At 67.7% G+C, this 18,454-nt stretch carries 15 protein-coding genes and 1 pseudogene; 8 read left to right on the top strand and 8 right to left on the bottom strand.

What is annotated here, in order from left to right; translation table 11 throughout:
* Window positions 1-171: 171 nt before the first annotated feature.
* On the bottom strand, window positions 172-420 hold the full coding sequence (locus tag F1D05_RS04480) for a hypothetical protein (RefSeq protein WP_206686075.1): 249 nt from the start codon (window positions 418-420) through the stop codon (window positions 172-174).
* A gap of 840 nt (window positions 421-1,260) precedes the next feature.
* Entirely contained in the window at window positions 1,261-1,815 is a 555-nt protein-coding gene (locus tag F1D05_RS04475; protein WP_185446140.1) for a carboxymuconolactone decarboxylase family protein, read from the bottom strand.
* Window positions 1,816-1,926: 111 nt separating this feature from the next.
* Between F1D05_RS04475 and F1D05_RS04470 the strand changes: the two genes are divergently transcribed.
* On the top strand, window positions 1,927-2,475 hold the full coding sequence (locus F1D05_RS04470; protein ID WP_185446139.1) for a TetR/AcrR family transcriptional regulator: 549 nt from the start codon (window positions 1,927-1,929) through the stop codon (window positions 2,473-2,475).
* A gap of 78 nt (window positions 2,476-2,553) precedes the next feature.
* On the opposite strand, the pseudogene F1D05_RS39715 reads toward F1D05_RS04470, so the two are convergent.
* A pseudogene (locus F1D05_RS39715) lies at window positions 2,554-3,009 on the bottom strand (IS701 family transposase); the annotation flags it as partial.
* Window positions 3,010-3,204: 195 nt separating this feature from the next.
* Complete coding sequence (locus F1D05_RS04460) at window positions 3,205-3,606, bottom strand: hypothetical protein (RefSeq protein ID WP_185446137.1); 402 nt, start codon at window positions 3,604-3,606, stop codon at window positions 3,205-3,207.
* Between the two features lie 506 nt (window positions 3,607-4,112).
* Here F1D05_RS04460 and F1D05_RS04455 point away from each other — a divergent pair.
* Window positions 4,113-4,499 (top strand): VOC family protein, encoded by a 387-nt coding sequence (locus F1D05_RS04455; RefSeq protein ID WP_185446136.1) that lies wholly within the window; start codon window positions 4,113-4,115, stop codon window positions 4,497-4,499.
* Window positions 4,500-4,631: 132 nt separating this feature from the next.
* On the opposite strand, the gene sepH is transcribed toward F1D05_RS04455, so the two are convergent.
* The gene (gene sepH / locus F1D05_RS04450) at window positions 4,632-6,338 is read right to left on the bottom strand and encodes a septation protein SepH (protein WP_185446135.1); all 1,707 of its coding nucleotides are present in this window, start codon (window positions 6,336-6,338) and stop codon (window positions 4,632-4,634) included.
* Window positions 6,339-6,526: 188 nt separating this feature from the next.
* On the bottom strand, window positions 6,527-8,986 hold the full coding sequence (pepN, locus tag F1D05_RS04445) for an aminopeptidase N (RefSeq protein ID WP_185446134.1): 2,460 nt from the start codon (window positions 8,984-8,986) through the stop codon (window positions 6,527-6,529).
* 103 nt (window positions 8,987-9,089) lie between these two features.
* Here pepN and F1D05_RS04440 point away from each other — a divergent pair, with 103 nt between their 5' ends.
* From F1D05_RS04440 to F1D05_RS04425, 4 genes are all read left to right on the top strand, one after another.
* The gene (locus tag F1D05_RS04440; RefSeq protein WP_185446133.1) at window positions 9,090-10,040 is read left to right on the top strand and encodes an aldo/keto reductase; all 951 of its coding nucleotides are present in this window, start codon (window positions 9,090-9,092) and stop codon (window positions 10,038-10,040) included.
* Window positions 10,037-10,804 carry a YaaA family protein gene (locus F1D05_RS04435; RefSeq protein ID WP_185446132.1) on the top strand — a complete coding sequence of 256 codons (768 nt, stop codon included), beginning with the start codon at window positions 10,037-10,039 and terminating at the stop codon, window positions 10,802-10,804. The genes F1D05_RS04440 and F1D05_RS04435 overlap by 4 nt, the downstream gene beginning before the upstream one ends.
* A gap of 109 nt (window positions 10,805-10,913) precedes the next feature.
* Complete coding sequence (locus F1D05_RS04430) at window positions 10,914-11,540, top strand: HNH endonuclease family protein (RefSeq protein WP_185446131.1); 627 nt, start codon at window positions 10,914-10,916, stop codon at window positions 11,538-11,540.
* A 93-nt stretch (window positions 11,541-11,633) separates the two neighbouring features.
* Window positions 11,634-13,046: an APC family permease gene (locus tag F1D05_RS04425; protein ID WP_185446130.1), complete on the top strand. Its 1,413-nt coding sequence runs from the start codon at window positions 11,634-11,636 to the stop codon at window positions 13,044-13,046.
* Window positions 13,047-13,185: 139 nt separating this feature from the next.
* On the opposite strand, the gene F1D05_RS04420 is transcribed toward F1D05_RS04425, so the two are convergent.
* Window positions 13,186-14,406, bottom strand: a complete 1,221-nt coding sequence (locus F1D05_RS04420; protein ID WP_185446129.1) for a Cmx/CmrA family chloramphenicol efflux MFS transporter — start codon at window positions 14,404-14,406, stop codon at window positions 13,186-13,188.
* A gap of 259 nt (window positions 14,407-14,665) precedes the next feature.
* On the opposite strand from F1D05_RS04420, the gene F1D05_RS04415 reads away from it, so the two are divergent.
* Window positions 14,666-15,283 carry a rhomboid family intramembrane serine protease gene (locus tag F1D05_RS04415; protein WP_185446128.1) on the top strand — a complete coding sequence of 206 codons (618 nt, stop codon included), beginning with the start codon at window positions 14,666-14,668 and terminating at the stop codon, window positions 15,281-15,283.
* 34 nt (window positions 15,284-15,317) lie between these two features.
* Here F1D05_RS04415 and F1D05_RS04410 read toward each other — a convergent pair whose 3' ends face one another.
* Window positions 15,318-16,238, bottom strand: a complete 921-nt coding sequence (locus F1D05_RS04410) for a threonine/serine dehydratase (protein WP_185446127.1) — start codon at window positions 16,236-16,238, stop codon at window positions 15,318-15,320.
* Between the two features lie 84 nt (window positions 16,239-16,322).
* Between F1D05_RS04410 and F1D05_RS04405 the strand changes: the two genes are divergently transcribed.
* A complete protein-coding gene (locus F1D05_RS04405; protein WP_281388907.1) occupies window positions 16,323-18,245 on the top strand; it encodes a propionyl-CoA synthetase in 1,923 nt (640 codons plus the stop codon).
* Window positions 18,246-18,454 lie beyond the last annotated feature (209 nt).

Raw genomic sequence — 18,454 nt, 5'->3', positions numbered from 1 at the left:
GGCAGGCGACCGGGCTCTGAGATATCGGGCCGGTCTTAGAGGGTGTCGATGCTGGTGAGTTCCTTGACGTAGTAGCGGGTTGGTCCCGACTTACGAAGGAGTTTGAAGCCAGACCGCTCGTGCGGTCTGCATGCGTCCGGTTGGCGGTCGTTGGGTGGAGATACATCCGCTTCATTGTCGTTGTGCCGGCGGTGGTTCGGTGAGTGCCGCCGATCCGACGACGGAGTTGGCCAGCGAGCTGATCTGAATTCCGTACCGCGTCTCAAGGTGGGTCTTGAGGTCGAAGTGTTCGAACGGGCGGGTACGCGCGAACGGCGATCTGTTGATCTGTTCCAGATCGGCGAGTGCTTGGGTGTACCGCTGCCCGGTCTCGCGTGCCCGTTCGCGGACGGCGCGTTTGAAACTGCCCTGTTTGGTCATGACAAGCCTTCTCGACATGTCCTCGCCCCCCAGCGACGCGACACTCGATACAGGCCTGGACACGAACAGTTGACCTTGAGGGCGGATTCCCCTTCGCCATCTCAACGACCCCGCTGGGGCAGGTCCTCAGAGGCTGGGCGTCGGCCGACGCCAAACCCCATCCTGCTAACGGTCGTGAAGCAATGTCAACAACGGACTCCTGTCGTTGACAACTCTGCCGCTGCCCGCTGAAGGGACCCCCTCGCGATTCACCGGGGTGCAACCGCGCGGCACAACGTTCCCCGATGATGGATCGCCCGCGAACTGCCCGGTCAACGGACCTTGCCGCATGATCAACGGGCACGCGGACCCAAACGACAAGCGCCCGGTTCTGGATCCTGTCCGGGCGGCCCGTCGGATCGCGCTACTCCGGCCTACCTCGCGACGCTGTTCGACCTGACCCCGACTTCGTTCCCGGCCTCGGCTACGCCGACCACGCGATTATCGTGGCCGCAGTACTGCGCAGCTCGTACGCCGTGCCGGACTACCCGCAGTACAGCAACACTGGCCCGGGACCGACGACGGATTCGCAGCAGTCCGCGCGCTCACCGGCCTCAACAACATCAGCCCCAGGTAAGGCGCACGGCTGTTCGCCGCTGGTGACAGCGTTCTACGGTACCTCGACTCCGGGGAGATCGACATCGACCCTTCAAGCTGCAGGGGTGTTGAAAACGATCGCTTCTCAACAACCCTTAGATAGTTCGCGACTCGGGTGATGGGTAGACGAGGGTCATCTTTGCACGTAGCCAAGAGCGCCGCCTGCAGACGGGATCGGGCCGGAGGCAACCGTCCAGGAGCGGTTTACACAGCAGTACGTGCGTAGGGAGTGACGAGGGGCCATTCAATGTCGACGGCGAGGGCCTCGTTGACGTAGTTGGTGAAGATGTTGCGGACGACGTTCGCGACGACCTCGATTATCTCCTCGTCGCTGAGGCCCGCACTGCGGGCGTGGGCGAAGTCGTCCTCGCTGACGTGGCCGCGATCCTGGGTGATGGCCACGGTCAGGCGTAGAATCGCTGCGGACTTCGGGTCGGCGCTCTCGCCACGCCGGGCGGCGTCGATCTCCTCTTCCGGGAGCTTCGCCACGTTGCGGGACACCATGGTGTGCGCCGACAGGCAGTAGGAGCAGCCGTTCAACTCCGCCACCGCGAGCGCGATCCGTTCCTGGTCTGCGGCACGCAGCACGCCTTCCTTCAGCGCACCGAACAGGCCGAGGAATCCCCGGAGCGAGGCGGGGCTGTTCGCCAGGGCCTTGGCCATGTTGGGGACCACGCCCATGGTCTGCTTCGTCGCCGCCAATTGGTCGGCGGCTGCTCCGGTTGCAGTAGCTGGGTCGATCAGGTTCACACGGGTCATCAAAGGTCACCTCTCGGACAGAGCGAACAGAACTGTTCGTTCGATTGATGGGACCGTAGATCCCGCTGTCCAGAGTTGTCAAACAGAACTGTTCGTTCGATACTGGGGAACATGAGGAAGACAGGGGTACCGCCGGTCTGGGAACGTCTACTGGACACGGCCGACTTGCTGTTCTACGCCGAAGGCATCCGGGCGGTGGGCATCGACCGGGTGATCGCCGACAGCGGCGTGTCGAAATCCACGATGTACGTGCATTACCGCACCAAGGAGGACCTTGTCGAGGCCTACCTACGACGCCGCACCGACACCTGGCGGGCCCACGTCGAAGCCGCAGCCCGCTCCAGCGCCGAAGACCCCACAGATCGAGCCCTGGCAGTGTTCGACGTGTTCCACGAACAACTGTCGGCGCCGCACTACCGAGGCTGCCCCTTCATCAACGCCGCCGCCGAATACCCTCACCACGAAGGCATCCGGCAGACCATTGCCTACCACCGCGCCTGGCTCCAGGGCCTGTTTCCCAGCCTCCTCGAGGCTCGCGCGGAGCCCGCTCTGGCCGCCGCGCTCGTCCAGCTCATCGACGGCGCCGTGACCGCTGCCCACCTCGACCACGACCGCCACGCCGCCCAAACCGCCAAGGCGACGGCCCGACTGCTCCTTTGACAGCCCGGCAGCACACCTTCCAAGCGTCCGGTGGTGTTCGTCGAGATCGCGGCCGTCTCCACTCCTCAATGCGCCGGGTTAGTACGGCAGCCGTAGTTCGTGATCTTTGGTCGGGGTGGCTTGTCGGCGCTGGTAGTGGCTGGTTCGGGCGCGGTGTTGGTGTCGGCGTCTCCTGGTCGACCAGTGCAGCCGGTGTCGCAGGTCTTGTATCGGCTCGACGATGAGTGTGTTGAACAGGCGGTGGATCTCGTTGCAGGTCAGTGCAATCAGGTCTGGTGGTGTAGTGGTTTCGGCTCGTTCGGTCGCGGTGAGGAAGGCGTAGGCGAGCATCGCGAGGATGGTCCAGCGGTGCCAGCTGTCCCAGCGGCGGACCTGGTGCTGGTCGAGCCCGGTGAGGGGCTTGCTCGCCTGGAACGATTCCTCGACCGTCCAGCGGCGGCCGGCGACGCGGACCAGTTCACGCAGCGGCAGCGGTGCCGGTGACCAGCAGCGGTAGTAGGCGAGCTCGCCGGTGGCGTTGTTGCGGCGAATCAGCTGGACGGCTACGACAGCCCACCAGTATCAAGCCCCTACTCGTGCAGGCAGGCAGGCCGATCCGGTGCCGGCCCCGCGCACCGCGGTGTGCTCATCCAGCAGCGCGGGCCTGCCCGTAGGAGAGCCGGGCGAAGCCGCTGGTCCACACACAGTTGTCGGCTTGAGCCAGGCGTGCCGTCCCGGCCGGGGAACTGCTCAGGCGACGCCGACGAGAGTGCGGCTGGTGGGGAGGAGGGTGAAGAAGTGGGCGGCTGCGTCGGCGAGGCGCAGGGAGCCGGCCTCGTGGCGGGTCCAGCCGAAGAGGAGTTCGCCGTCGAGGACGCGTTCGGCTAGCGGAACGGCGTACGCGCTGAGGGTGACGCGGTTGGGTCCGGTCTGCGGGTGATGGTCACCGCAGCCGCACTCGGCTGCGATCACGACCGAGGTGAGCGCCTCGGGGGCGTAGTGCCGCAGCCGGAGCGTCGTACCGCGGGCGGCGAAGCGGACGATCGTCGCGTCCGGCAACTGCACGAGCACGTCGACCGGTACCGCGACCGAGCCTGGCAGCAGGCGGAGTCCGTTGGACGCGAGGAGATCAGCGAAAGCCTGGAGATTCATGAAGAAGAGATCCTGTGGGTGCTGGTGTCGGCGGGCGGGCCTGGGGAAAGGGCAGGGCCTCGCGCGCCTCAGACGGCGCGCGTCAGCGACAACAACAGCAACACAGCGAGATACGCATGCGGAAGATCATGGCAGACCCCTCCGCAACCATCCAAACACCGCCCGCCATCTGAGACACCCGTCCGCACCAGCCATCGCGCTGCCCCGACGGCGATCGCTTTGTCCCAGCACCACCTGCACGCGATCCGCGAAATCCGCGCCGATCCAGTACTGCGGGGCCAGCGAGCCGCTGCCTGTTCGGCCCGCAGACATCCCAATCCCGGCTTGTTCCAGCAAACCCCGGCTTGTTCCAGCAGACACCGGCGCGGCCTGGTCAACCAGGCGACCGACACCGTCCTCCTGCCACACGGTCATCCGTGCTGATCACGGTCAATCTGAATTGGCTCGCCTGGCTCGCGTCGGGGCGGATAGCGTTTGGGTTCCGGTGCAGATTGGGAGGTGCTGACATGGCCAGCAAGTTCACCGAGCTTGCGATCGACTGTGCCGATCCTGGTGCTCTGGCCCGGTTCTGGTGTGCGGTCCTCGACTACGAGGTGGAGGAAGAGGACGAGGACTACGTCTCCATTCGTTCCCCGCTGGCGCCCGAGGGCAGAACCCGCCCCGGGCCGGTGCCGCCGACGTTGGCCTTCGCTCACGTGCCCGAGGGCAAGACCATCAAGAACAGGCTGCACCTCGACCTCAACCCAACCGACAGAGACCAGTCCGAAGAGGTCAGCCGCGTCTTGGACCTAGGTGCCCACCACGCCGACGTCGGCCAGGGTGACGTCAGCTGGGTCACCCTCACCGACCCAGAAGGCAACGAGTTCTGCATCCTCGCCACCCGCCTCACCTAACCCACGCGAGTGTGCCTTGTCAGGTAGTTCAAGCAGGAGCACCTGCAGACAGTTCGACCAGCCCGGCGCGGGTTTCGCCGGGCTCTTCGGACTGCACAAGTTCCTTGATCAGCTCAGCTGATCAACCTGCCTTTAGTCGGCTTTTTTGCCGAACATGATTTCGTCCCAGCTTGGGACGCTGGCTCGCTTCGAGGCGCGCTTGGCGGGCTTCTTCTTCGGTTCGGCCTCGGCGGGCTGGTCGGTCTGGGCCGCGACAGGTGCAGGCTCAGTTGGACGGGGCTCCTCGGGGCGCGCCTCGTCGGGCTGGGCGGGGGCTGCTCCGGCTGCCCTCGCTGCCATCTCGCGGGGGTCGCCAGGTCGTGCCTGCCGTGGGTCGCCGGGGCGTGCTGGCCGGGGATCGGCCGGACGCGGTGCGGACCGGCGCTCTTCGGCAGCCGAATCAGCCGGACGTTCCTCGGCCTGCTGCTCCTGAACTGAACGACCCTGAACTGAACGACCCTGGGTCGAACGCTCCTCGTTGGAACGCTCGTGAGCCGGAGTTTGCTGAGCTGAACGCTCCTGGGCTGGACGCCCCTGGGCGGGAGCTTGCTGGGCCGAACGCTCCTGCGTCGGACGCTCCTGAGTGGAACGCTCCTGGGCCGGAGGTTGCGATGTCTGGCGCTGTTGAGGGGCTGAGGTTGGGCGCTCTGGGGTGGGCGGTGTCGCTGGTGCGATTCGGCGTTCGGTGAAGCGGTTTTCGGGGGCGGCTGCGCGCTCTTCCAGCGGGGCCGGCGGGGCGGTCTCGAGCGGCGGTTGTGTCGGGCGCTCGACTGCCCGTACTGCGGGGCGCACGCTTGGCGGCTGCTCGATCGGGACGTTGATCAGTGTCGGCTCTTCGTCCTGGCTCGGCACCGAGTGCACTCGTCGCGGACCGCGGTCGTCTTCACCGGGCATCCCGGAGCCACGCGAACTATCACGCGATCCATCTCGCGCGACGTCGCGGCCGGCGTCCCGACCGGGGCCACGGTTGAACTCACGGCCGGGCTCGTGTCCGTAGTCGGGAGCGTGATCCCTGCCGAATCCCCGGCCGGTGTCGCGGTTGGCGTCCCGGTCCGACTGGTGTGCCCGGCCGCGGGGGAGGCTGATGGTGTCCTCGAAGCCGGCCTCGTAGCTGTCGGCGCCGTGGTCCGGCGCGATGCTCAGGTCGAAGTCGGCGACCGCGGTCAGCCGTCGCTCGGAAGTCGGCTGCGGCGCGATCACCTGGGCCTGCTCGCCGACCAGCCAGCGAGCCTCGTCGTCGTCCGGGACTGCATACCGTCCAGGCGCGTCGTAGGCGAACATCGCGATCTTCTCGTCGCCCGGGTCATCCGCGCTCGGGTCGACGAAGTACGAGACGCGGACGGCCCAGCGGCCGTCGTCGCGACGCCAGGCGTCCCACTCGGCCGAGGCCGGGTCGACGCCGCGGATCCGTAGTCGTTCGGTCACCCAGGCGCCGAGGTTGCGGGTCGGGGCGTCGCCGCCACCACGGCGCCGGACGGAGGCGCGCTGGGCAAGGCTCGCGACGTGATCGCGCTCGGCCAGGACCGGGCCGGCGAAAGCCATCACCCGTTCCATCGGCATCTGCGCGACGGCGGCGACCGCCTCGGGACTTTCACCGGCTCGGATCCGAGCCTGGATGTCTCGTGGGCGGAGCGCGCTCTCCATTTGAATCTCCAGCTGGCCGAGTCGGGCACGGTCGCCGCGCAGGGCCGCACGCAACCGGTCGTCGACCGGTACGGCGAACTCCTCACCCGTCTCGGCCACGGCCAGGATGAGCGTCTTGCCATCCTGGCTCAGCCCAACGAGCCTCGCCTCGCGCATTGCCTGTGTTCTCCTGTGCGGTTCTTGACAGTCTCTCCCGATACGTACGCCTCCACCAAGACCGGCGCGCCGTGCCCGCCGGTCATTGTGGAGGTTATGTCACAAAGCCCTATCTTGCCTGCTCAGAAGGGCCCCTGTCGTCACACCAGTCACACTAGCCACAACCCCGGGTGACCGTGACACCGCGGTCAGTCGAACGGGTACGCCAACCGGACGGCAAGCGCGCGCTTGAGGTCGTCCGCTTCGTCGCCGACGGCCCGCCGGATGCCGGCCGCCACCGACTCGTCCGCTGCCAGGTCCTCGGCCAGCCGGACCACCCGCTCCTCGATCGCGTACCGCGGGAACGCCAGGCCGGCGCTGCGGGCGACGACCCAGCCGGAGCGAAGCTTCTCGGTCCCGGCGATCTCGGCGAAGTACCGCTCGACGTACGGCGCGGTGACGTCGGCCTGACTCGGGTGCCAGAAGCCCGTGCTGGCGGCGTACAGGTCGTAGTTGGCCACGTCCGCGTCGGTCGCGATCAGCTCCCAGGCGCGTTCCTTCGCCTCGGGCGTCGGGAGGGCTGCCCGGCACTCGGTGGCGTGCACCTGTCCTTCGGAGGAGTGGTCGCGCTCGAGCTCGGCGTCGATCTCCGCGTCGCCGATCGCACCGAGCCGGGCCAGCTGCTGCGTGACGTCCCAGCGCAGCTCGGCGTCCACGGCAAGACCGTCCGGTACGCCGGTGCCCGCGAGCCAGCCCTTCAGCTGGTCCGCGTCGGCCGAGACCCGCACCAGGCCGCGGACCACGGAGAGCTGCAGGCTGCTCCCGGCGGGAGTCGACCCGACCCGAGCCGCGAGGACCTCGGCCAGCTGTCCACGGTGCGGCCCGTACGGGAGGTAGCCGCCCAGCAGCCGGAACAGCGCCCAGTTGACCATCGTTGTGACAGCGATGTCGCTGTCCTCTTGGGGGAGCGCCGCGAGCACAACGTCGAAGCCGAGTCGCGGGTCGAGCTCGGCGTCCGCGATCGCGTCACGGAGACTGTTCAGGATGACCGCCCGGGTCACGCCGTCCTCGATCTTGGGCATGACCGCGGTCAGTCGGCCGAGGCTGTCGGCGTCGAGCCGGATCTTGGCCCAGGTGTCGTCGGCCGCGTCGGGCACGATCACGGCGATCGACGGGTCCAGCTCGACCTCGACCTCATCGGCGTCCAGCAGCACCGGCACCGAGATGCCTCGGCCGTTCTCGTCGTAGCCGCCGACGGTCAGCTTGTGCGGGCGGTTCGCGGGACTGGCGGCCGGTGCGATCCGGCGCAGCTTCACCCCGGTCGCGGTCCGCTCGGCGCTGATGGTGTCGACGCCCGGAGTACGGAGCCAGTTCTGGGCCCAGGCCTCGAGGCCGACCGCGCCGGCCTCGGTCCACTTCTCGACCAGGTCGGCGAAGGTCGCGTTGCCGAACTCGTTGGCGTTGATGTGCGCGCGAACGCCGGCCAGGAAGACGTCGTCACCCAGGTAGGCCGCGAGCTGCTTCAGCACGGCGGCGCCCTTCGCGTACGAGATGCCGTCGAAGTCGTCCAGCGACGCGAGCGCGTCCTTGACCGCGTCGGCCGCGACCGGGTGCGTCGACGAGCGCTGGTCGGCCTGCAAGCCCCACCACTTGCGGATGAAGGCGAAGTCGATCCAGTTGTCGGTGTACTTCGTCGCGGCGGTCGAGACCCGGTGGGCCATGTACTCCGCGAACGACTCGTTCAGCCACAGGTCGTTCCACCACTGCATGGTGACGGTGTCGCCGAACCACTGGTGCGCCATCTCGTGGACGACCGTTCGGGCGCGGCTGCTGCGCTCGCCGTCCGTCACCGCCGAGCGGAACACCATCGCGTCGCGGAACGTCACGCAGCCCGGGTTCTCCATCGCGCCGGCGTTGAACTCCGGCACGAAGGCCTGGTGGTACTCACCGAACGGGTACCGGTAGCCGAACAGCCGGTGGAACTCGTCGAAGGCCTGCTTGGTAACGGTGAAGAGGTCCTCGGCCTCGCGGTCCAGCGCCTCCCCGAGGGACTGCCGTGACACCAGCCCGAGCGGGATGCCGTCGTGGGAGTCGAGGATCTGGTGGTACGGCCCAGCGACCAGCGTCACGAAGTACGTCGACAGCGGCTTGGTCTCGGCCAGTTCCCACCGGCCTGGGGAGACCTGGGTGGCGGCACCGTTGCCGAGCACGATCCACTCCGGCGGCGCGGTCACCTTGACCTTGTACGGCGCCTTCAGGTCGGGCTGGTCGAAGCAGGCGTAGATCCGGGGGGCGGCGTCGAGGAAAGACATCGCGTAGAGGTAGGTGAGACCGTCCGCGGCGTCGACGCTGCGGTGCAGGCCCTCGCCGTCGTTGGAGTAGAGCATCGAGGCGACGACGACGAGTTCGTTCTCCGCGATCAGGCCGGTCAGTGCGAGCCGTCCGTCACTCAGCCCGGCCACGTCGACTGCCTCGCCGTTCAGCGTCACCGACGTCAGTTCATCGGGTTTGACGTCCAGGAAACTGGACTGGCTGGTGGCCGAGAACACGATCCTGGTGGTGGAGCCGAAGGTGCGGTCTCCGCGGGTCAGGTCGAGATCGACGTCGTACGAGTGGACGGTGAGCGAGGCGGCCCGGGTACGGGCGCCGTCGACGGTAAGGCTCGGCATGTCCTGCACTCTATGCGGTCCCCGAACTTGGTGACACTGACCCGAACAGGACTCGGTGACGACCTCTCCATGACCTGCCGATGCACCTCGATAAGGTTTGCTCATGACCGACATGGAGTACCGGCAGCTGGGCGATTCCGGTCTGACCGTCAGTGTGGTCGGACTGGGTTGCAACAACCTCGGCCGCAGGCTGGGCGCGGACCGGGCGGCCGCGGTGGTGAACGCGGCAGTGGACGCGGGCATCACCCTCTTCGACACCGCCGACATCTACGGCCTCGGCAGTGAGCACGGCACCAGCGAGGAGCTGCTCGGCCAGGCACTCGGAAAGCGTCGCGCCGATGTGGTCATCGCAACCAAGTTCGGTGGCGACATGCACGGCGAGAACGGCCCGGACTGGGGTGTGCGCGGTTCCCGCCGCTACATCCGCAAGGCGGTCGAGTCGAGCCTGCGCCGGCTCGGGACCGACTGGATCGACCTCTACCAGCTGCACTTCCCCGACCCGGTGACGCCGATCGAGGAGACGCTGGCCGCGCTCTCCGAGCTCGTTGCTGAGGGCAAGGTTCGGTACATCGGCAGCTCGCAGTTCGCCGGCTGGCAGGTCGTCGACGCCGACTGGGCGGCGCGCACGTCCGGGTCGGAGCACTTCATCAGCGCGCAGAACCGGTACTCGCTGCTGGAGCGCGACGTCGAGGACGAGCTGATCCCCGCCTGCGAGCATCTCGGCATCGGCGTACTGCCGTTCTTCCCGCTCTCCTCAGGCCTGCTCACCGGCAAATACAAGCGTGGCGAGGCAGCCCCTGAAGGCAGCCGGCTGGCGACGCAGCCGGACCGGCTGAGCTCGGCCGACTTCGACCGGATCGAGGCGCTGGAGACCTTCGCGGCCGAGCGTGACCTCACCCTCATCGACGTCGCCATCGGCGGTCTCGCCGCTCAGCCGGCGGTCGCCTCGGTGATCGCCGGCGCCACGAGTCCGGAGCAGATCGAACAGAACGTCGCCGCCGGTCTGTGGAGTCCGACTCCTGCGGACCTGGCGGCCTTGGACGAGCTGACGTGACCCTGATCCTGCTGCCGCCGTCCGAAGGCAAGACGGGCCGCTCTCGCGGCAAGTCGGTCGACCTGCCGACGCTGTCGTTCCCGGAGCTCAACGAGGTGCGCGAAACCGTGCTCGACTCGCTCGCCAAGGTGAGTTCCTCGAGCGACGCGTACGGCGTACTGGGTGTTGGCCCGTCGCTGCAGCAGGAGGTCGAGCGGAACACCCGGTGGCGGACCGAGCCCGCAGTACCGGTCTCCGAGCTGTACTCCGGTGTCCTGTACGACGCTCTCGGCTACTCCACCTTGTCGCCTGGGTCGAAGCGTCGCGCGGGTGCTCGCCTGCTGGTGGTGTCGGCGGCCTGGGGTGCTCTGCGGATGGCGGACCGCGTACCGCCGTACAGGCTGTCGATGGGTACGACGTTGCCCGGGCTCGGGCCGCTCGCGTCGGTCTGGCGGGATCCGCTCGCGGCTTCGCTCGACGCGGCAGCCGCGAACTCGGTGATCGTCGATTGCCGCTCGTCGACGTACGCCGCGGCCTGGCGTCCCAGCGGCGAGCAGGCTGCCAAGTGGGTCGCTGTGTCGGTGGTGCGTGAACGCGGGGGAGTGCGGTCGGTGGTGTCGCACAACGCGAAGCACACTCGTGGGTTGGTGGCCCGGCATCTGCTGGAGTCGGGCAAGGATCCGGGAACGCCGCGAGCACTCCACAAGCTGATCTCGGAGCTCTGGAACGCCGAACTCGACCGTACCGGCGCCGGCTGGACGCTGACCGTGGTGGAACACGACTGACCTTCATCAGGCATTCACCGGTAAGTGGTTTCCGGGGGCCTCGTAGCGGGGAAGGGTTGGGCAACGCAGCTCGTCAGGGGGGCACCGCCCAAACCTCGGAGGCCTGAAGATGCGTCGTCTACTCGCATGCCTTACCACCGCCGCCACTGTCACGGCGACGGTCGTCATCGCCGCTCCAGCAGTGGCTTCGCCACCAACGCCGCCGTCAGCCAGTACCGCGGCGACCGAGTTGGCGACCCTGACCGTGAAGACAGAAGGAACCACCACCGGCTACAGCCGCGACAAGTTCCCGCACTGGCACAACGTGTCCGGCACCTGTGACACCAGGGAAGAAGTACTGAAACGCGACGGGACCGGCGTCACGGTCGACAGCGCCTGCCAACCGACGGCCGGCAAGTGGACCAGCGTGTACGACGGTGTCGTCATCACCGACAGTTCCGACGTGGACATCGACCACATCGTGCCGTTGGCCGAGGCGTGGAAGTCAGGTGCGAGCACCTGGACCACCGCCAAGCGGGAAGAGTTCGCGAACAACCTCACCATCTCGCAGCTGATCGCGGTCTCCGCGTCGAGCAACCGCTCCAAGGGCGACCGGGACCCGGCCTCCTGGCAGCCGACGAACGTCTCGATCCACTGCATCTACGCCCGCTACTGGATCTCGGTGAAGTACACCTACAAGCTCTCCCTCCAGTCGGCCGAGAAGACCGCGCTCCAGTCGATGCTCGACGCCTGCTGACGCCGGAGGCAGGCGAGTTCGGCACGCGGGTAGGCCGATCCGATGGGACGATGAGACGAACACGCGCCACCGGCCATCGTCGCAGGAGGCAGGATGAGCGAGAGTTCGAGTGCGGCAACGACGACCCACGATCGTCCCGAGCTGAAGCGGGTGATGGGGCCCGGCCTGCTGTTGCTCTTCGTGGTCGGCGACATCCTTGGTACCGGTGTGTATGCGCTGACCGGCAAGGTCGCGGGCGAGGTCGGCGGTGCCGTCTGGCTCCCGTTCCTGTGTGCGTTCGTGGTCGCGATGCTGACGGCAACGAGTTACCTGGAGCTCGTCACGAAGTACCCGAAGGCCGGTGGCGCGGCGGTCTACACGCACAAGGCGTTCGGAATCCACTTCCTCACCTTCCTGCTCACCTTCGCGGTGATGTGCTCCGGACTGACCTCGGCGTCGAGCGCGTCGAAGGCCTTCTCGGAGAACTTCTTCAAGGCGGTGAAGATCGACTCCTCGCACGGCTCGATCCTGATGATCACCGCACTGTCGTTCATGGCTTTGATAGCCCTGGTCAACCTTCGCGGCGTCGGCGAGAGCGTCAAGGCGAACGTCGTACTGACGCTGATCGAGCTGACCGGTCTGCTGATCGTGATCGGGGTCGGCGCCTGGGCGCTGGCCAACGGTGACGGCGACCCGGCGCGGCTGACCGACTTCAGTACGCCGGCCGGCGAGTCGCCGTTCAGCGCGGTCACCTCGGCGACGGCACTGGCGTTCTTCGCGATGGTCGGCTTCGAGGACTCGGTGAACATGGCCGAGGAGACCAAGGACCCGGTCAAGATCTTCCCCAAGATCATGTTGCTCGGGCTCAGCATCACCGGCGTGATCTACGTCCTGGTCGCGATCTCGGCCGTCGCCCTGGTGTCGCCGGACGAGCTGAACAAGGGGGCCACCCCACTGCTGAAGGTGATCCAGGCCGGCGCGCCCGGGTTCCCGCTCCAGATCTTCGCCTGGATCACGATGTTCGCGGTGGCCAACTCGGCGCTGATCAACATGCTGATGGCGAGCCGGCTGCTCTACGGCATGTCCCACGAGAAGGTGCTGCCGGGCCCGCTCGGCCGGGTGCTGCACAAGCGCCGTACGCCTTGGGTCGCGATCCTGTTCACGACCCTGCTCGCGTTCTTCCTGATCGGGTACGCCGACCTCGCGGCCCTCGGCGGGACGACGGCATTCCTGCTGCTCTGCGTGTTCGCCATCGTCAACGTGGCGGTTCTCGTACTGCGCCGTGACCAGGTAGAGCACAAGCACTTCCACGCGCCGACCGCGTTGCCGGTGCTGGGTGTCGTGCTCTGTGTGTATCTGGCGAGCCCGTTGTCGGGTCGTGCGTCGGACGACTACAAGATCGCGGGCTGGCTGATGCTTGTCGGCGTCGGTCTGTGGGCGGTCACCTGGTCGCTGAACAAGTACGTCTTCAAGCGGAAGTCCGACTTCGACCCGAGCCACCTGGACCACAGTGGGCCGGTCAACTGAGGGTGGTGTCTGCAGTCGTCTCGGTCTCCCACCGAACCCAGCGATTCCCTCGAACACGTCCTCGTCCAGGACAAGTCCACCGGCGACTTGATCGACCACGCCCTGTGCGCCCAGCGATCCTCCTGACAGGGAGCCGCGGTCAGGTGACGTCTGGGTCGGGGGGAGGGCCGGCGGGGACCACCGAGGGGTGCACCGGGCCGGCGGGCTGCAGGGGCCGGACCGGGAGGAGGGCGGCGAGGATGACGGTGCCTAGGGCAACCAATCCGAGGGCTGCCGCGATCCAGCCGAGTTCCGGGTAGCCGGCCCCGGCGTCGATCGCCAGCCCGCCGAGCCACGGGCCGATCGTGATGCCGACGTTGAAGGCGGAGAAGTTGATCGCGGTGGCGAACGTCGGCGCCTGTCCGGCCAGGCTGAACACCCGGGCGTTCAGCGCGGGATTGACCGCGAAACCGAACCCGCCGAGCAGGAAGATCGTCCCGATCGCCACCACCGGGGTGCCGGCCCAGAGCGCGAGCGCCGCCGAAAGGACGACCAGCCCGGTGATACCGACCGACAGCGTGCGGAACGGCGTGGCGTCCGCAGTACGGCCGCCCAGGGTGATTCCGATCAGCGAGCCCACGCCGTACAGGGCAAGGACGCCGGGAATGGCACCTGGCCGCAGCCCGGTCGCCTCGGTCAGCAGCGGGGCGAAGTAGCTGAAGATCACCAGGATCGCTGCGGTGACCAGCGCGGTCGTCGCATAGGACAGCCACAGTCTCGGATTGGCCATCGCACGGATCTCCTCGCGCAGGCGGGGAGCGCTCTCCGGATCGGGTGCGCCGCCCGGGATCGTCCCTAGCACGCCGGCCATCGCGAGGATCGACAACGCCGCGACGGTCCAGAACGCCGCCCGCCAGCCGAGATGCTGGCCGATCACCGTCCCGGCAGGCAGCCCGACGATAGTGGCGATCGTGAGTCCACCGGCGACGACGCTCATCGCCTTGGCCCGGCTGTTGCGGGGGACCAGCCCGACTGCCGTGACGGCCGCGACCGCCCAGAAGCCGGCGTACACGAATGCGCCGAGGACGCGGGTCACCAGCAGTACGTCGTAGTTCGGGGTGAGTGCCCCGGCCACATGGGTGAGCGCGAAGATCGCGAGGAAGACCAGCAACGCCGTCCGCCGGGGCCAGCGCAACGTGACCACCGCGAGCACCGGTGCGCCGATCAGCATGCCGACCGCGAAGGCGGAGATCAGCAGCCCCGCCGCCGGGATCGACACGCTCAGGTCGTCGGCCATCTCGGGCAACAGTCCGGCCAGCATCAGCTCGGACGTGCCCTGGGCGAAGATGGCCAGCCCCAGGATGTAGACAGCGATCGGCATCCAGAATCCCCCTCAAGATTCGGGTCGTGCGTCGGTCGGCCGGCCCGAGGCGCGGCCGGACGATCCTTCCCACAGTCCCCGACTTCAGTCTGGCGCAGATCCCTCCGTCACACCGCGCCACGCCTGCGGTACCCATTGTGACGTATCCCGCCCTCATCCCGCAGGTCCGGTCTCACCACCTGTGGACAACCGCTCGAAGCGGCCGTGGAAACGCTGGCCGGAGATGCCGGGGTTTGGCGGGATCGGGCATCGTTGAGGCATGAGTTTCCAGACTCCGGCTCGCAAGACCGGCAGTGTCGTCGACACGGCCCGGATCAGCAGCGGGATCAAGCTGCTGATCGCGCTCGTCGGGCTGATGTGGATCAGTGAGATCGTCGACACCGCACTGCACGGTCGGCTCGATCAGTACGGGATCATCGCCCGCGAGCCGGACGGTCTGTTCGGGATCATCACGGCGCCGTTCCTGCACCTCGGCTTCGGGCACCTGATCTCGAACACGCTCCCGCTGGTCACCCTGGGTGCGATCATCGCGATCAGCGGCGCCCTGCGGCTCTTCTCCGTGACGGCGATCGTCACCACCATCGGCGGTCTCGGTACCTGGCTGATCTCGCCGCCGCACACCATCACGATCGGTGCGAGCGGGCTCGTCTTCGGGTACGCCGCATACCTGATCGCGCGCGGCATCTTCAACCGCCGCCTCGGCCAGGTGGCGGTCGGCGTACTCGTGATCCTTGTCTGGGGCAGTGCGCTGCTCGGCGGCCTACTCCCGCAGGACGGCATCTCCTGGCAGGGTCACCTTTTCGGCGGCATCGCAGGCATCCTCTCCGCCTGGATCCTCGCCGACGACCGCAAACCCGATCCGCGCCCCGTCATCTAGCCGGTTCCCGCCCCATCGTCTGACGGCGCGAAGGTCAGGCGAGGGTGGTGGGGTCCGTGTTGGCGCCGCAGATGATGACGATGACGCGCTCGCCGGGCACAGGCTGGTAGGCCCCCGTGCTCAGTGCGGCGTAGGCGACGGCCGCTCCGTGCTCGACCGCGAGGTGGTACTCGTGCCACAACTCGTTGCGCGCAGCAACGATCATCTCCTCCGCGACCAGCACCGACCCGAAGTCGTACCGCCGCGCCGCCTCGAACGCCAGCGACCCCAGCCGCCGCGCCCCGTGCGAATCCGCTGCCAGCCCGCCGACCCGTACGTCGACCGGCTCACCCGCCTCGAGCGCGCGATGCAACGTCGGCGCCAGTTCGGGCTCCACCCCGATCACCCGAGCGCGATCTTCCAGCGCGGTCGCGATCCCGGCGATCAGCCCGCCCCCACCGACGGCCACCAGAACGGTGTCGAACCCGTCGACCTGGTCGAGCAGCTCCAACCCGAGCGTGCCCTGCCCCGCGACGACCTCCGGCTGATCGAACGCGTGCACCAGCAACGCCCCCGACTCCTCACACGCTGACATCGCGGCCTCATACGCCTCGGCGTACTCACTCCCGACCTGAACCACATCCGCATCAAGCGTGCGCAACCGCGCCACCTTGGGAGCCGGCGCGGTCTCGGGCACGAAGATGCGAGCCGGTACGCCGAGTTCGCGCGCGGCGTACGCGGCGGCCAGACCCGCGTTCCCGCCAGAGGCCGCGACGATCCCCTGACCGGTGAGAGCGCCCTGTTCCTTCGCGCTCAGCAACCGGTTGAAGGCGCCTCGCGGTTTGAAGGAGCCGACGTGCTGCAGCAACTCGAGCTTGAACGTCAGCGTCGGCGTCACCCGCAACACCGGCGTACGCCGTATCCGCCCATCGATCCGCCGTGCGGCCGCCACCACGTCAACCCGCGAAACCGTCATGCCCCAACCCTCGCACACTCCTTACAACGCCCGCCGGGTAGATGGCTGGCCGTGGGGGCGAGCTTGTGCGGGTCAGGAATGGTAGTGAGTAGTACGCAAGCGGCTTCGGGTGATGGAGGCGAACTGATGGGCGCGTACGACGAGAACTACCGCCGGAGTCTGGCGGATCCGGAAGGGTTCTGGCTGGAGGCTGCCGCGGCGATCAGCTGGACGCGCTCTCCGACCCGCGCGCTCGACGACTCGGCGGCGCCGCTCTACCGGTGGTTCCCCGATGGCGAGCTCAACACGTCGTACAACGCCCTCGATCGGCACGTCGAGAACGGGGACGGAGAGCGCTCCGCGCTGATCTACGACTCTCCGGTGACGGGAACGACGCGCACCTTCACGTACGCGGAGCTTCGCGACGCGGTTGCCGTGTTTGCCGGAGCGCTCAGGTCGTTGGGCGTCGGGAAGGGTGACCGCGTCATCGTCTACATGCCGATGATCCCCGAGGCGGTGATCACGATGCTGGCGTGTGCCCGCCTCGGCGCCGTTCACTCGGTCGTCTTCGGCGGATTCGCGCCGAAGGAGCTGGCCGCGCGGATCGACGACGCCACTCCGAAGGTGATCGTCGCCGCGTCCTGCGGGATCGAGCCGACCCGCGTGGTCGAGTACAAGCCGATCGTCGACGAAGCGATCGAGCTCGCTAGCCATCGGCCCGACCACACCATCGTGCTGCAGCGCGAGAACGCGCCCGGGAAACTCGGAGAGCGCGATCTTGACTGGGAAACGCTGATCTCGGACGCGACGCCGGCAGACCCGGTCCCGGTGGCCGCGACCGATCCGCTCTATGTGCTCTACACGTCCGGAACGACCGGGAAACCGAAGGGTGTCGTCCGCGACAACGGCGGCCATGCCGTCGCGCTCGCCTGGTCGATGAGCGCCGTCTACGACATCGGCCCGGGTGATGTCTGGTGGACCGCCTCCGACGTCGGCTGGGTCGTCGGCCACTCGTACATCGTCTACGCACCGCTGCTCGTGGGCGCGACCACGATCTTGTACGAAGGCAAGCCAGTCGGTACGCCGGACGCGGGCGCCTTCTGGCGAGTGATCGCGCAGCATCACGTGAAAGCGCTCTTCACCGCTCCGACCGCGCTCCGGGCTATCAAGAAGGTCGACCCGGAGGCGGCCGAACTGGCGAAGTACGACCTCGATCGGTTCGCCACGCTGTTCCTCGCCGGCGAACGGCTCGACCCGGAGACGTACCACTGGGCGCACAGCAAGCTCGGCGTACCGGTCGTCGATCACTGGTGGCAGACGGAGACCGGCTGGCCGATCGTGGCCAACCCACACGGCCTCGAACCATTGCCGACCAAGCCCGGCTCGGCCACGGTGCCGCTGCCCGGCTGGAACGTCCAGATCCTCGCTGCCGACGGAACCGTTCTGGCGGCGGGGGAGGAGGGGGCGATCGCGATCAGACTGCCGTTGCCGCCCGGTGCGCTGCCGACGCTGTGGGGCGACGACGCGCGCTACATCGACAACTACCTCAGTCAGTACGACGGGTACTACCTTACTGGCGACTCCGGCTATATCGATGCCGACGGCTACATCTTCGTGATGGGCCGCACCGACGACGTCATCAACGTCGCCGGGCACCGGCTGTCGACCGGGAGCATGGAAGCGGTGCTGGCGGCGCATCCCGCGGTCGCGGAGTGCGCGGTGATCGGCGTACACGATGCCTTGAAGGGTCAGTTGCCACGCGGCTTCGTCGTACTGAAGGCGGGTGTGGAGATCTCGCCGGAGACACTGCAGGAGGAGCTGGTGGCTGCCGTACGGCGGGACATCGGGCCGGTGGCGGCGTTCCGAGAGGTGTCCGTGGTGGAGGCGCTACCGAAGACACGATCCGGCAAGATCCTCCGCAAGACAATGCGCGGAATAGCAGACGGCCGCGACGTCGCCATCCCCTCCACCATCGAAGACCCCGCCGTTCTCGAAACCCTCCGCCCCATCCTCCGCCACCCCTCCTGACTCCTCCGAGGCACAACGGCTGCTTACGTCCGAAGAACTGAAGGACACGTCCCTCCGCTTCTTCGGACGTAAGGAGGAGTTCGGCGTGACCGCGGCTGCTCCCGTCGCCGTCGCCGCTGCCCCGGGTGCCCCCGGCGCCGCTCCTGAAGAGCGTCTGCGCCATCGAAAGATGGCCTATGTCCGAAGAGGCGTGGGGCGGGACCCTCGGT

The sequence above is a fragment of the Kribbella qitaiheensis genome, from assembly GCF_014217565.1.
GTDB classification, from domain to species: Bacteria; Actinomycetota; Actinomycetes; order Propionibacteriales; family Kribbellaceae; genus Kribbella; species Kribbella qitaiheensis_A.
The sequence above is the reverse complement of the archived record's forward strand: the minus strand, read 5'-3'. Positions and strand labels throughout refer to the sequence as shown.